This window comes from Acinetobacter lanii (genome assembly GCF_011578285.1).
In the GTDB taxonomy this organism is placed as follows: domain Bacteria; phylum Pseudomonadota; class Gammaproteobacteria; order Pseudomonadales; family Moraxellaceae; genus Acinetobacter; species Acinetobacter lanii.
The window spans coordinates 821,059-835,992 of record NZ_CP049916.1; the positions used below are offsets into that span (position 1 = coordinate 821,059).

General features: G+C 40.5%; 11 protein-coding genes and 1 tRNA gene. 5 read left to right on the forward strand and 7 right to left on the reverse strand.

All coding sequences use genetic code 11. The features are described 5' to 3' along the window. The first annotated feature begins 12 nt into the window (after positions 1-12). Complete coding sequence (gene rng / locus G8D99_RS03875; protein WP_166322803.1) at positions 13-1,467, forward strand: ribonuclease G; 1,455 nt, start codon at positions 13-15, stop codon at positions 1,465-1,467. 157 nt (positions 1,468-1,624) lie between these two features. After that, positions 1,625-1,798 carry a PA1571 family protein gene (locus G8D99_RS03880; protein ID WP_166322805.1) on the forward strand — a complete coding sequence of 58 codons (174 nt, stop codon included), beginning with the start codon at positions 1,625-1,627 and terminating at the stop codon, positions 1,796-1,798. A gap of 374 nt (positions 1,799-2,172) precedes the next feature. Here G8D99_RS03880 and G8D99_RS03885 read toward each other — a convergent pair whose 3' ends face one another. Both G8D99_RS03885 and G8D99_RS03890 read right to left on the reverse strand, forming a co-directional pair. Beyond that, positions 2,173-3,582, reverse strand: coding sequence for a WS/DGAT/MGAT family O-acyltransferase (locus G8D99_RS03885; protein WP_166322807.1), 1,410 nt, complete (start codon positions 3,580-3,582; stop codon positions 2,173-2,175). Between the two features lie 168 nt (positions 3,583-3,750). Further along, positions 3,751-4,485, reverse strand: a complete 735-nt coding sequence (locus tag G8D99_RS03890) for a phosphoadenylyl-sulfate reductase (RefSeq protein ID WP_166322809.1) — start codon at positions 4,483-4,485, stop codon at positions 3,751-3,753. Between the two features lie 210 nt (positions 4,486-4,695). Between G8D99_RS03890 and thrH the strand changes: the two genes are divergently transcribed. After that, a complete protein-coding gene (thrH, locus tag G8D99_RS03895) occupies positions 4,696-5,313 on the forward strand; it encodes a bifunctional phosphoserine phosphatase/homoserine phosphotransferase ThrH (RefSeq protein WP_166322811.1) in 618 nt (205 codons plus the stop codon). 81 nt (positions 5,314-5,394) lie between these two features. On the opposite strand, the gene G8D99_RS03900 is transcribed toward thrH, so the two are convergent. From G8D99_RS03900 to G8D99_RS03920, 5 genes are all read right to left on the reverse strand, one after another. Beyond that, positions 5,395-6,603 (reverse strand): OmpP1/FadL family transporter, encoded by a 1,209-nt coding sequence (locus tag G8D99_RS03900; RefSeq protein ID WP_166322813.1) that lies wholly within the window; start codon positions 6,601-6,603, stop codon positions 5,395-5,397. 286 nt (positions 6,604-6,889) lie between these two features. After that, positions 6,890-8,398, reverse strand: a complete 1,509-nt coding sequence (locus G8D99_RS03905) for an outer membrane protein transport protein (RefSeq protein WP_166322815.1) — start codon at positions 8,396-8,398, stop codon at positions 6,890-6,892. Positions 8,399-8,795: 397 nt separating this feature from the next. Further along, on the reverse strand, positions 8,796-10,274 hold the full coding sequence (locus G8D99_RS03910) for an outer membrane protein transport protein (protein ID WP_166322817.1): 1,479 nt from the start codon (positions 10,272-10,274) through the stop codon (positions 8,796-8,798). 244 nt (positions 10,275-10,518) lie between these two features. Beyond that, a tRNA-Arg gene (locus tag G8D99_RS03915) sits at positions 10,519-10,591 on the reverse strand. A gap of 122 nt (positions 10,592-10,713) precedes the next feature. Continuing rightward, on the reverse strand, positions 10,714-12,063 hold the full coding sequence (locus tag G8D99_RS03920; protein WP_227554350.1) for an amino acid permease: 1,350 nt from the start codon (positions 12,061-12,063) through the stop codon (positions 10,714-10,716). 305 nt (positions 12,064-12,368) lie between these two features. Here G8D99_RS03920 and prpF point away from each other — a divergent pair, with 305 nt between their 5' ends. Then, positions 12,369-13,556, forward strand: a complete 1,188-nt coding sequence (gene prpF / locus G8D99_RS03925; protein WP_166322819.1) for a 2-methylaconitate cis-trans isomerase PrpF — start codon at positions 12,369-12,371, stop codon at positions 13,554-13,556. A 331-nt stretch (positions 13,557-13,887) separates the two neighbouring features. Further along, positions 13,888-14,844 (forward strand): GGDEF domain-containing protein, encoded by a 957-nt coding sequence (locus tag G8D99_RS03930; protein ID WP_166322821.1) that lies wholly within the window; start codon positions 13,888-13,890, stop codon positions 14,842-14,844. The last annotated feature ends 90 nt before the right edge of the window (positions 14,845-14,934 follow it).

A 14,934-nucleotide genomic window follows, 5' to 3' on the forward strand; every position in this document is an offset into this window, starting at 1 on the left:
TGAGTATTTTTTATGTCTGATGAGTTGTTGATTAACGTCACACCGACTGAATGTCGGGTGGCTTTAATTGAAAATGGCACGGTGAATGAGCTTTTTGTCGAACGGACAGCCAAGCGCGGTCTGGTTGGCAATATTTATAAAGCCAAAGTCGTGCGCGTATTGCCGGGCATGCAAGCTGCGTTTGTCGATATTGGGCTATCTCGTACTGCTTTCTTGCATATCAATGATATGGTGTGGCCGCGCAATCAGCCCACACCCAATGTATTTGAGCTGTTGCAACCGGGTCAGATTCTGACCGTTCAAGTCATGAAAGATATGCTCGGTACTAAAGGGGCAAGACTGTCGACTGACCTGTCGATTCCTTCGCGTTATTTGGTGATGATGCCCTATGGACACCATACTGGGGTGTCGCAAAAAATCGAATCTGAAGAAGAACGTGATCGCTTACGTGCCATCATTGAGCGTATTCAAGCTCAACATAAACTTCCGGGTTCTGTGATTGTGCGTACTGCGGCAGAGGGCATTGAAGAACAGGCCATTGCGCAAGACATGGCCTATTTGGCGAAACTGTGGGAATTTATTCAACGCAAACAAAAGAGCTTGATTGTTCCCTCATTGGTGTTTGAAGAACTACCGCTACCACAACGTATCATTCGTGATTTAGCCAATGAAGACACGGCAAAAATCCAAGTCGACTCGAAAGAAGTGTTTCAAAAGCTCAAAGAATTCGTGGATGAATTTGTCCCATTGATGAGCGATCGCCTGAAACATTATCCGGGTGAATGTCCAATCTTCGATTTATACAATGTTGAAGCCGATATTCAAAAGGCGTTGCAAACCCGTGTGGCACTGAAGTCCGGTGGTTATCTGATGATTGATCAGACCGAAGCCATGACCACGATTGATGTGAATACAGGTTCTTATGTCGGCGGTCGTTCTTTAGAGGACACCGTTTTTAAAACCAATATGGAAGCCACTCAAGTGATCGTGCGCCAACTGCGCTTACGGAATCTAGGGGGCATTATCATTATTGACTTTATTGATATGCAAGAAGCGTCACACCGTGAAGAAGTGTTGCAGCAGTTTGAACGTGTGCTTGAAAAAGACCATGCCAAAACCAAAATCACTCAAGTGTCGGAACTGGGTTTGGTCGAAATGACACGTAAAAGAACACGTGAATCATTGGAACATTTGTTATGTGAATCGTGTCCAACCTGTCAGGGGCGTGGTTTTGTCAAATCTGCTGAGACCGTATGTTACGAAATCTTTCGAGAAATCATGCGTTATGCCCGAGATTTCCAATCCAAGAGTGGCTTTACTGTCGTTGCACACCCGCAAGTGGTGGATCGTTTGCTCACCCAAGAAGCCACGGCAGTGTCTGATTTAGAACATTTTGTGAATCGTGTCATAAAATTCCAAGTCGAAAATTTATACACGCAAGAGCAATACGATATCATTCTCAACTGAAATTGTAACAGGATATCGTTAAACACTTGTTACATCTGAAATTTTACATTTGTGCTTGATTTCACAATACTAGGGGACATAAAGAATTAAGTAGCCATAGGCGTTGCACTGCTGAAGTTTTGCAAGTGCTCAACGTTCTTAGCAAGTGAGGTCAAACATGAATATAGCAGAACAAATGATTAATCAAGGTATAAAACACGTTCTTGAAGCTCAACATAAAAATGCATGTGTGATGGTCAATGAACATGGTCATGAAGTGCATGTCACCAAAGCCATGGTGGTTGCAGCATGCCAACAACTGTTGAATCAGTGTCGTAATATTAAAAACTAAGGGGCATAGATCTAGCCCCTTACTTTACTGATAAAGCTCATAAAAAATAATAAAAATGGCTTTTATCATCAGTTATTTGAGCTGAAATTCGCTTAAAATTAATGCTTAAACGTGTGTCTAAATTTAAGTTATATTCACCTTTAATTTTTTATTTTAAGACTCAATTCAATTGCCAGAACTTAAAATATTGAGCTTAAAATATAAAGAATCTTATCAGTTTCGAATCAAGTTAACTTAGCCCAAACCTATAGATTTTAAATGCCTTTTCACTGATATATTTATTAAATATCCAACATTCAAACCCTTAAATACATCTAAAAACTAAAGCGGATCAATAAAAGATTGATCCGCTTTTTTGATTTTATACTGCTCGCTTAGGCGTGGGTTTTTAACGCATTATTTTCAGTAGCTTCTGTTGCGTTATTTTTAGGCATTTGATCGGCAATGATGCTTTCAAAACGCACAATTTCATCTTCCAAATGTGTCAGTAGGTTTTGCATTTTGGGTAAAGCATTTCGGCAACCGGTCAGTCCGACTTCAAGTTTATCGAGGTAACTGGTCATGGTGATGTTCAATGCTTGTCCATCCAAAACGATTGAAGCCGGGTAGAGTGCTTCGAGTTTAGCACCATTCCAATACAGGCTTTCAGTCGGTCCCGGGACATTCGAAATCACGATATTAAAGGCCTGACGTTTTGGCATCATCCCGGAGATAATGTTTAAACCAGCAGCACCATAAATAAACGCACTATAGTTCAAAATTTGATTAGAGGTCATACGGCGGAAACGAGTTTTAGCATTTTTCACGCTGCGAGTAATGATCTCTAAGCGTTCAAGCGGATCCTCTTTGTGCGTCGCCAAATTGGCTAAAATCATGGTAATGCGGTTGCTCATATCTGAGCTGTCATCACGCACAGAGGCAGGCACCATGGCAATCAAAGGTTTTTTCGGCAGTGCATTTTGCGAGAGTAAATATTCACGCAATGCACCGGCACACACTGCCAAAATAATATCGTTAATGGTCACATCTAAATGTTTCGCAATATGCCGTAAACGGTCAAACTCAAATGATTGTGCAGCAAAGCGACGCGATGAGCTGACCCGTTGATTAAGCAAGCTACTCGGTGCTTGGAAACTTGACACATAGTCCGGATTTTTCATTTCCTTAAACACAGTCTGGTACAGCTCTTGAGTCACCCGTGGTGCAATTTCTAACTGTTGCTTAACGGTATTGAAAATACCTTTGACTAAACCTGTCTTCGGGTCTTTTAAACGTTTGGCACGTTTACCTTCCACACACCATAAGGGCACAATGCTTTTTTCATCAGGATCTGAAGACAGCGATTTTTGAATCAAACGCATACCTGCTACGCCATCCACCATGGCATGATGAATCTTGAAGTACATGGCAAAGCGGTTGCCTTCAATCCCTTCAATAATATGGCAACTCCACAGCGGTTTAGCACGGTCGATCAAGGTGCTGTGCTCTTGTGAAATATAGACCAAAAGTTCACGAATACGCCCCGGATGAGGCAAGGCAATATGACGAAAATGATGGTCAATATCAAATTCAGTGTCTTCGTCCCAAAACAGCCCATTTAAACGATTATTAAATGGAGGAATCGGCATACATTTGGATTGACGAATATCTGCGACTAAATCTTGAATAAAGGTACTTGGGGCATCTTCAGGAATTTGAAACAGGAACAAACCGCCGACATGCATCGGTTGTTGGCGTTTTTCTAATGATAAAAAAATAAAATCAAGCGGGTGTAGGGGGCGCATGGTTGGGGTCTGCCTCACTGCAAATTTATCTATAAATTCTTGTTTGAATTATATGTCCGTTGACTCAGTATATTACGTTTTTAGCCGAAATTGCCAAAGCTTTTGCTGAACGTTGGGTTTAAAAAAAGCCACTTTAGGTCAGTGGCTTAATTTTTGATTCTTAAGACATTATTTCTTTAAATTACCCGAATGCAAACCGCACTCTTTATGGGTGGCTTCTTCCCACCACCAACGACCTTCACGTTCATGCTGATTGGGTAAAACTGGACGGGTACACGGTTCACAGCCAATGGAGGTGAATCCACGTTCATGCAATGGGTTATAAGGAATTTCCATCATACGAATGTAATTCCAAACATCTGCACTTGTCCAATTGGCAAGCGGATTGTATTTAATCAATTGCTTACCTTCGCCTGAAAAACCGGCATCGGCTTGAATAACCGGAATGTCGGTACGGGTGCCAGGGCTTTGGTCTTTACGTTGACCGGTAATCCAACCATCTAAAGTCGCGAGTTTTTTACGTAAAGGTTGCACCTTACGAATACCGCAACATTCTTTGTGGTCATCTTGATAAAAGCTGAACAAGCCTTTTTCATTGACCAAGTTTTGTATCGCTTCAGCTTCAGGAAAGCAGATTTCGATTTGAATATTGTAATGCTTACGTACCGTTTCAATGAATTGATAGGTTTCTGCATGTAAACGTCCGGTGTCTAAGCTAAACACTCGAAATGGTTTACCTAAATTGTGTGCCATATCAATCAGCACCACATCTTCAGCACCTGAAAATGAAATGGCAATTTCACCTTGTTGATTTAAGGCAAGTTCTAAAATTTCGGAAGGAGATTTATCTGCATATTCAGATGCAAGCGCATCCACAAGATCAATCGTTGGAATGGCAGTCATGTCTGCTCCTGGCAATTAGCTTGAAGCTATCAATATTTTTTAAAAATCAAAATTATTCTAAAGCAAAAAGCGATTATTTACTGCATAGATAAGTGATAAGGCTTATCAAAAAAATAGAAGTAAAACACCCGATTGAGCTGAATGAACTGACGGATCTTGGTGCTATGATATTCGCCAAATTTAAGATCAATAATACAAGAGGGTGTTGCAATGGAAATCGTGTGTCTTGATTTGGAAGGGGTTTTGGTTCCTGAAATTTGGATCAACTTTGCAAAAAAAACTGGAATTAAGGAATTAGAAGCGACCACGCGTGATATTCCAGATTATGACGTGCTGATGACGCAACGTTTAAATATCTTGAAGCAACATGGCTTAGGTCTAAATGATATTCAAGCTGTGATTGCAGACATGGGCCCATTTGAAGGGGCTAAAGAATTTGTAGAATGGGTACGGACCCATTTTCAATTGATTATTTTGTCTGATACGTTCTATGAGTTTGCGCATCCATTGATGCAGCAACTGGGTTGGCCTACCATCTTCTGTCATAAGTTAGAAACCGATGAAAATGGTATGATCGCCGCCTATAAATTACGTCAACCTGATCAAAAACGCGAAGCAGTCAAAGCCCTCCATGGCTTAAACTTCCGCGTGATTGCGGCAGGGGATTCGTATAACGATACCACTATGCTCGGTGAAGCGGATGCTGGATTCTTGTTTGATGCCCCAGATAACGTGATTGCAGAGTTTCCACAGTTCCCGCCAATCCACGGTTATGCAGCATTAAAAGAGGCGATTCGTAAAGCCTCGGTTCGTGATATTCCAGCTTAAACTTACTTAAGATAGCCTAAAAAAGAGCGCTTATGCGCTCTTTTTTAGGCTCTGCGATTCTGAAATGAAGTACAACAGAGATTAGAATTTATAACCGATTTTGACCCCATAACCAATCGCATAGTTGTTGCTGAAGTCGCCTTTAACTTGACCAGCGGTTTGCGCTTTGGCATCCCCTAAACCAAAGTATTTGACCCCCCCTTGGATAAAGGTACTTGGCGTCGGGCTATATTGCCCCCCAAGACCAACGCTCCAGTAACCATGGGTTGGACCTAAAATAGTAATCGGGTTACCCGCGCCAGAGTCCCAACCTACACCAGCACTTCCTGCCCATTTGTCAGTAAATTTATGCGAAAGACCGAGGTTAATCGCCCATTCATCATCTTTATAATCAATCAGATTCTGTTTACCCACACCTGGTAACATACTGGTTGCTGTTGCGAGTAGTGTCGGTGTAACTTTAAATTGATCCCAATGCACCCAGCGTACATTGGCAGTGGCTAAAGTTTTTTTGGTAATCCCTGTTTGGAAATCTAAGTTGACTGATTGTGGCGTAACCGCTTGAACTTTTGAGTTTACGTGACCCATCGTATTTAAAGTGGGTTGTAAAAACTCAACAGGAATATGAGTCAAAGAGGAAATAATACCACCGGACTGAGGTAAGTGAGAGCTTTCTTCACTACGTGCATTATGTTCCACTTCAGAACGATATGTTAATGCTGCGCGTAAGCCAATTTCTGGTTTAGAGTATGCAAAACCTGCAAGCCAACCCCAAGCATCTTCATTTTTTACTTTAATGTCATAGCCTGAAAGTAGAGAATAGGCATTACCACGTAATGAAATATCCGCTTCTACGGTTTGCCATACAGCACCCCCATAGAAATTCCAATTTTCATTGGGTTGATAGCCTGCTAAAAGCGTCAAATTATTGGTGTTGACATCCACAGTGGTACTTTCAGTCGCTGTTGAGAAATCAGAGCCATCAATTTGATAAGTAGAATCACCCCCAAAAGGTTGGTCGTAAATCAGACCTAGAGAGATATGATCAGTGGCCTGAACTTTGAGTGCAGCATTTGGAACGATATAGCTGTCTGCCATATTACCCACACGATGTTGCGAATTGTCTTTACCCGAGACATGTGGCACTACACCTGAAATTCCGGCTTCAGCATAATTACCCGGCTGTAAAAATGCTGTCATTGATTGGTTAGAACGCTCTAAACCCGCTGCCAAAGTTATTGTTGGAATTGTTGTTAAAAGAATTGCAAAACGAATTACAGATAATTTCACGAATTTTTCATCCCTGATAGCTAAGTTAGCCAAAAAAGTGCATGAAAAATAACATAATAAAAAAAAGAGTAAATACTCAGTTAAATCCTTACAGGCTTATAAAGAAGTGTGAATATTCAAATTTTCGCATTTGATAATTATATCTTAATGATTTGTAATCAAAAAAAATCAATTTTAAAGATGAGTAAAGTTTAGTATAAAAATTCTAATCGTTGTTTTAATAAACAGCTAAACTAGCTGAAATAAAAAGGTCGCTGATAAAAGCGACCTTTTTAGCTTAAAGTTCTTAGAACTTGTAACCAATTTTCAAACCATATGCAATCGCATAGTTGTCTTCAAAAGTGGCAACATAATCATTGCTACCTGCTTGAGCACCCGTTTGAGCATCGGCATCACCTAGACCGAAGTATTTCACACCACCTGCAATAAAGGTTGCAGGGGTTGGGCTATATTGAAGACCTAAACCTACATTCCAATAACCTTCAGTTGGGCCAAGTGTAGTAATCGGATTCCCTGCACCAGAATCCCAACCTGCTGATACATTACCTGCCCATTTGTCATTGAACTTACGGCCTACACCCGCAGTAATGGTCCATTGATCATCTGCATATTCAACGAGATTAAATCCATTTGGACGTTGTACTAGCTCGCCGACTGCTTCAGAAATTTTTCCAAATTGATAAGGTTGGATTGAGAAATTAGACCAATCAACCCAGCGAGCATTTACAAATGCAACGGTGTTTTCCATGATCCCCGTTTGAAAATCGATATTGACTGATTGAGGGGTTGTTATTTTGGTTTTGCCTGTTGTACCTATCGCTTGTAACTGAGCTGGAGTTACATCAAGTCCCAATAACACTGAATTAAGAGCCGGGAAAGACAACACAGATAAAGATTCTTTCACATCGACATCATGATCAATTTCAGAGCGATAAGTTGCAGACAGTTTTAATGCAATATCTGGTATTTGGAAAGCAGCACCTGCAAGCCAACCCGCACCGCCTGTTTCTTTAATATTTGCATCATAGCCATTAAATAAACTATAGGCTTGACCACGTAAGCTCACTTGACCTTTTACAGTTTGGTAAACACCACCACCATAGATGTTGAAGTTTTCTGTCGGTTGAAACCCAACCACGAATGACAGGTTTTGAGTATCCACATCAACTTGTGTATTGCCTGTACCTAAGTAACTTTTAGCTGTTTCTAAAGCGGTTTGCGTCTGTTGGAGCGACGTTAAACCACCAGCTACAGTTGCATTTCCAGCTTTAGCCACTTGTTGTAAGGCACCTAAAATTTCATTTTGAGTGGGATTGCTAGGATTTCCACCTGTCACACTGGTCACAGCTTGTAAAGCAGGAGCAAAAGCTGCACCTGCAGCAGTCACTAAATTGCCAATACTTTTAGCAGCCAAGCCATTAAGGGCATCTTGTCCTAAAATAGTGTCATTACCTGGGTTTGACACAAATACGTTATTGCCGTTATAGGCTGCACTTGCTCCAAATGGTTGGTCATAAAGTAGACCAAAAGAAATCTTATCGTGAATTTGCAGTTTCAGGGCAGCACTTGGAAAATAATAGTCATCAGCCATATCGCTGATATGACGTTTAGTATCGCTTTCACCTGATTCTTTCCCTTTTACAGTGGGGTCTAAAACAGAGATACCTGCTTCAAAATAATTTCCAGGTTGTAAGAAAGCCGACATTGATTGACCTGAACGATCGAGTGCCGCAGCATGGGTTACAACAGTAGGTAAGGTCAACAAAATAGCAGTGGTGAGTGTTTTTAATTTCACTTTAATCTTTCCCTAAAAATATAGTACTACAGTGATTTTTTAGTTTTAAATCCTGAAATAAACGGATAGAACTCAATGTAAATTTCCGTAAATTCTTAACACAAAATAACACATAAAAAAAAAGAGTAAATACTCTAGAAACATAAAGCTTTGTGTTTTTTATTTGAAGAATCAAGATTTATGAGTGTTTTATAGAATCATGATAAAAGCTGAAAAATTAATCATAAAGGGCTTTCTATTTGTTGCTAAATTATCGAAAAATTATTTGAACCTTAAAGTCATTTCGATAATTTCTATCATCTATTATGTGAACAATTGAGAAAACAAACAGCATGATTAAATTCTAAATAAAAAAGGAGTATCTCTTGATACTCCTTTTTTTAAGATATTGGTCTAGTTAAAATTTATAACCGATCTTCAAACCCATTGCGAAAGCATCATTGTCAGTGAAGTCACCAATATAGTTATCTGAACCGAATTGAGAGGACAATTGTGCTTTAGCATCGCCTAACCAGAAGTATTTCACACCACCTGCAATGAAGGTCGATGGCGTCGGGCTAAATTGCGCACCTAAACCGACATTCCAATACCCTTCAGTCGGCCCTAGTGAACTCACTAAATTACCTGCACCTGAATCCCAACCCACTGCAAAAGTGCCTGACCATTTTTCAGTTAGTTTTCGACCCACCCCGACAGTGGCAGAAATTTGATCATCTGTGTATTCAATAATGTTGAAACCATTCGGCTGGCTGACTAAAGGTCCAATCGTTTCAGAAACAGCACCAAATTTTTCTGGACGAATTTTAAAGTCTTGCCAATTCACCCAACGTACATTTGCAAAGGCTATGGTGTCAGCCATAATGCCAGTTTGGAAATCTAAGTTGACGGATTGGGGGGTTTTTAGTTTGGTGCGAGTAATATCTTTGCTGAGAATATTACTGACAGTACTGATATCTAAACCTGCATTGGCCAATAAGGGTAGCGCAGGTTGAGAGGTTAATGTCTCTCTAGTATCGACTTTGTGCTCGATTTCAGAACGGTAGGTTGCAGACAATTTTAAGGCGATATCAGGAATTTGGAATGCTGCACCGGCAAGCCAACCGACACCACCGGTTTCATCGAAACTTGCATCATAACCATTGAATACACTTGCAGCCGCCCCACGAAGATTTAAACTTCCTTTGACCGTTTGGTAGACACCACCGCCATAAATATTAAAGTTTTCGGTAGGTTGGAAACCAAATATCATCGATAAGTTTTGGGTATCGACGTCAACTTTTGTTCCTCCTTGCCCAAGCAATTGTTTGGTCGAATTTAATGTCGCATCTACCTGTGATGCCACACCAGCATCCACAATATCTTTAGTATTTCCCATGCCAGGAATGGGTGCATTAGCAGCATACATCGCTTGCACAGTTGCCAATGGAATGCCTGCAGTGGTTGCCAATTGTTGAATGCCGGCAGGCGTATTGCGCGCAATCGCTGCTTGTCTTAATGCTGCCAATTGAGGTGCTGGTAAAATAGTGTCAACACCCGGATTTGAAACCAGAATGTTATTGCCTACGTATTCTGCTGCAGCGCCAAAAGGCTGGTCGTAAAGTAAACCAAATGAGATTTTATCGTGAATTTGTAGTTTGATTGCTGCTGAGGGGAAGTAATAATCAGATCCCATATCATCGAATTTTCCACCATCATAAGCCGATGTCGCTTGTCCAGAAACATCAGGGGTGAGGATAGAAATCCCTGCTTCAAAATAATTGTTGGGTTGTAGGAACGCACTCATTGATTGCCCCGAACGATCCATAGCAGCGGCATAGACACCAGAGACAGGTAAAAGTGCAAGAAGTACAGACGAGCTGATGGCTTTTAATTTCATGTTATCTATCCTTAGATAATGCAAATTTTTTTGGTTTTTTGATGTTATTTAAATTGTTATTCCCAAGCGCTAAAAAAAACGGATGTTAAGTTTTGGTTATTTTTTAGCCTTAAATCAAAATAGCATAAAGTTTCAGACTTGCAACAAAATTTATGACAAATTTGCCCTAAAGATTGAGAAATAGGGTCAATAAAAAACAAGAAAGTTGATTGAGTTGGTAGAAATAATAGAATTTTTGGAGGTACGCGCTCTGCGGGACTCGAACCCACGCCGGTCGCTTAGGAGGCAACTGCTCTATCCAGTTAAGCTAAGAACGCATAATTTGCAGTAATTTAATTGAAAACAGTCTTAAAGAAAAGTTGAATCTTCATGTTCTAGTAGATTTCTTGATAAGACATAAAAAAGGGCATTCTAAAATGCCCTTAATTGTTCTAAAAATTTATTTGGCTTTATTGAGGCTCTTATAGAGTAAGAACATCACCACGATCCAAATCGGAATCATCATGACAGACTCTTTAAAGCCTTGCGTCCACATAATGTAAAGTACCATCAAGATGAAGATTAGGACCAGCGCATTACCAATGGGTGACCACAGTGCAGGGAATTTGGTAACTTGTCCCAATTTATTCATGGCTTGTTTGAACTTTAAATGTGTCAAACTGATCATCGCCCAGTTCAAGACCAAAGCACCGACCACCACATACATGAGATGCCCCAAAGCATCTTCAGGCACAAAGTAGTTCAACAATACGCAGCCGAAAATCAACAGGGCAGAGAAGAGCACTGCAGGAATCGGTACACCTGATTTGTTCACTTTTAAGAACATTTTCGGTGCATTACCTTGTTTAGCCAAACCAAACAACATCCGGCTATTGGCGTACATCCCGCTGTTATAAACAGAAAGAGCCGCTGTCAAAATAATAAAGTTCAGTAGATGCGCCGCCCAATCAATGCCCAATTGGCTGAAGATCATCACAAACGGACTTTTATCTAAGCCACCGAGGTCTAACTGATCCCAAGGCACGAGTGATAACAGAATTGTTAATGAGCCGATATAGAAAATCAGGATTCGGAAAACAACTTGGTTGATCGCTTTTGGAATGGTTTTTTCTGGATCTTCCGCTTCGGCTGCGGCCATACCAATTAATTCAATGCCGCCAAAGGCAAACATTAAAAAGGCCAGCATATAGAACAGACCTTCAAAGCCGTTCGGGAAGAAGCCGCCATGTGACCAAAGATTAGTGAAAGATGCGGTTGAATTAACATCTGCTGTGATTAACAGATACAAACCAAACACGATCATCGATACCACAGCAGTGACTTTAACGATGGAGAGCCAAAATTCAGATTCACCATAGAATTTAACGTTGCCCAAATTGACCAACGTAATCACGATGAAGAAAAACAGTACGGATGTCCATGCCGGAATAGCCGGCCACCAATAGTTAATATATTTTGCGACAGCGGTCAGCTCTGTCATGGCTACAAGTACGTACAGGATCCAATAGTTCCAACCGGCTAGAAAGCCTGGAAATCTACCCCAATATTTGTTGGCAAAATGACTGAAAGAACCTGCAACAGGTTCATGTACGATCATCTCACCCAATTGACGCATAATCAAAAATGCGATTAATCCGCCAATGGCATATCCTAAAATAATGGATGGACCAGCAGACTGTATGACCTGCGCAGAACCTAAAAATAGGCCAGTACCAATTGCGCCGCCCATAGCGATCAATTGAATATGACGATTTTTGAGACCGCGCTGAAGTTGAGAATTGTTTTCCAATTGTTCAGCTCGCCGAGTGTGATTTTTAAAACATTGTAATAGATTGATTTCTTTTAGCCTAGTAAATACAGTGCCTAAGCAGTGATCGATTTTTATAGATGGCGGTTAATTCTTAATTCATATTTTAAAACAAGGGTTTAATTATATTGAATGCTCAGTTCATTGACTAAAATTTATAAGTAAATCGAAATAATAAGAATATTTTTTATACTTAAGTCCTGTGGTCAATGACTTTTTATCCGCGCATTATATCCTTGATTAGAATGAACAATAGCAACTCAACATAAGATAAGGACAGACAAGAAATGAGCTTTGCAGCACAAGTGAAGATCCCCGCGACCTACATGCGTGGTGGTACCAGTAAGGGCGTATTTTTTAAACTTGATGATTTACCTGAGCGTGCTCAACAACCCGGGGCAGCACGTGATCAACTTCTTTTACGTGTAATTGGAAGTCCTGATCCTTACGCAAAGCAAATTGATGGGATGGGCGGCGCAAGTTCAAGCACCAGTAAGACCGTGATTTTATCGAAAAGTACTCAAGCAGATCATGATGTTGATTATCTATTCGGACAAGTCGCGATTGATCGCCCCTTTGTGGATTGGAGTGGGAATTGCGGTAACTTAACAGCCGCAGTGGGTTCATTTGCCATTTCCAATGGTTTGGTTAGTGCAGATCGAATTCCAGAAAATGGGCTGTGTACGGTGCGTATTTGGCAAAAAAATATTGGGAAAACCATTATTGCACATGTCCCGATCACCAACGGTCAAGTTCAGGAAACAGGGGATTTTGAGCTTGATGGTGTGACTTTCCCTGCGGCAGAAGTGCAGATTGAATTTCTTGATCCTGCTGATGAGGGTGAAGACGGAGGTTCAATGTTCCCGACAGGCAATTTGATCGATGAGCTTGAGGTGCCTGAATTAGGTACATTTAAAGCAACCCTGATCAATGCTGGTATTCCCACCATTTTCCTGAATGCAGAAGACATTGGCTATAGCGGTACAGAGTTGCAAGATGACATCAATAACGATGCCGAAGCTTTAGCCAAATTTGAAAAAATCCGTGCCTATGGAGCACTGAAAATGGGCATTATTCAAGATGTAAGTGAAGCGGTATCGCGTCAACATACCCCTAAAGTGGCATTTGTATCTGCACCGAAAACCTATACCTCTTCGAGTTCTAAAGTGGTTGAAGCGACGGATACCGATTTGTTGGTTAGAGCCTTGTCGATGGGAAAACTGCATCACGCCATGATGGGTACAGCGGCGGTGGCAATTGGAACAGCTGCTGCGATTCCAGGAACTTTGGTAAACTTGGCTGCAGGCGGTGGAGCACGTGAATCGGTGCGCTTTGGTCATCCCTCAGGGACTTTACGTGTTGGCGCACAAGCCTCACAAGAAAATGGTCAATGGGTGGTGAAAAAAGCCATCATGAGTCGCAGTGCGCGGGTGCTGATGGAAGGCTGGGTGCGTGTGCCTGGTGATAGTTTTTAATATCGATTCAATCGCATTCAAAATGCAGATCAACGCTAAAGTTTAAAATCTAAAAAAAGCCTGACCTTTGAGCAGGCTTTTTTAGATATGTCATTTGATCAATTATGTGAAAGGTGGTTTGATTCAACCGTCTATAGCGCTGTCTTAGGGTAGAGGAATGGTAGTTAAAAGCATTTTTTTGTGAACTTGATCATGTTATATTTTTTCCAAGATGAAAATTTGGTCTGATTTTATTCTAAACACTAGGGTTTTAATGCGGTTGCCATTGGTTTTAGAATTTAGAATATAGTTGCCCAGTTCGTTTAATAATTATTATTAGAATGAGGTTTCTATGACTGATCATGCTAGACATAAACCGATTAAATTAGATGAACAACAATTTTTAGAAGCCATTAAAAATACCGACAAATTGGATTTGGTTTCTTTTGTATCGAATCTGCCTGTACCTATGGCAATTTTTGATGCTGATGCGGTATTTACCGCTGTGAATCAAAAGTTTGCTGATATTTATGAAAGTGATGCGCTGTATTTGATTGGCAAGAAATTGAATGAATTTTCCACCGTGGTTTTTGCCCATTTTGGCGATGCAGTCACTACCTTTAATCATGACCATTATCTAGAGCATCTTGAAAATGAGTTTTACTCCAAAGGTCATTTTTATATGCTGTATTTCAAAGTCATCCGTGGAGTGAACCAAAGCATACAATCGATCATTGTGGTGTGTGCCGATGTTACACGCTTAAAACGCCGTGAACGGGTGTTGCTGCAATCCAATAAAAAACTGCATGATCATCTGTATATCGACCAAGTGACAGGACTCAAAAATAAACTAGCACTTGAGCAGTATTTGCTTGAGCATTTTAAAGATGATCAGCGAGAGCGCTATGCCTTTATCAAAATTGATTTAGACGATTTTAAAAAGTTTAACCAGTTGAACAGTTATAGTTTTGGTGATGAAATTTTGACGGAAATCGGTGAGTATTTTACCGATGAAATTGCCAATGACAATGCCCAACTGTTTCGCTTAAATTCGGCCAGTTTTGTGGTGGTGGTTGAAGATTCAACGCCGTGGAAAGTACTGACCATTGCTGAGCGTTTACGTCAAAATATTTATCGAAAGAAAATTCAATATGAGGAATTTTCAGAAGATATTTTGACGGTCACCATTGGTATTTATCAATTAAAACAACATCATGATTTAAATGAAACCAATGTGATGAAGCAACTCGATGTTGCGGTCAATCTTGCCAAAGCCAAAGGCAAGAATTCAATTTATGTGTTGGAATGACTTAAACACAAGGTTGAATCGCAAAATGCTCAAGATTTGTAGGATGCAGCTCAAAGTTTTTGGCTATTCAGGATGAGTGAAGTGCTAATT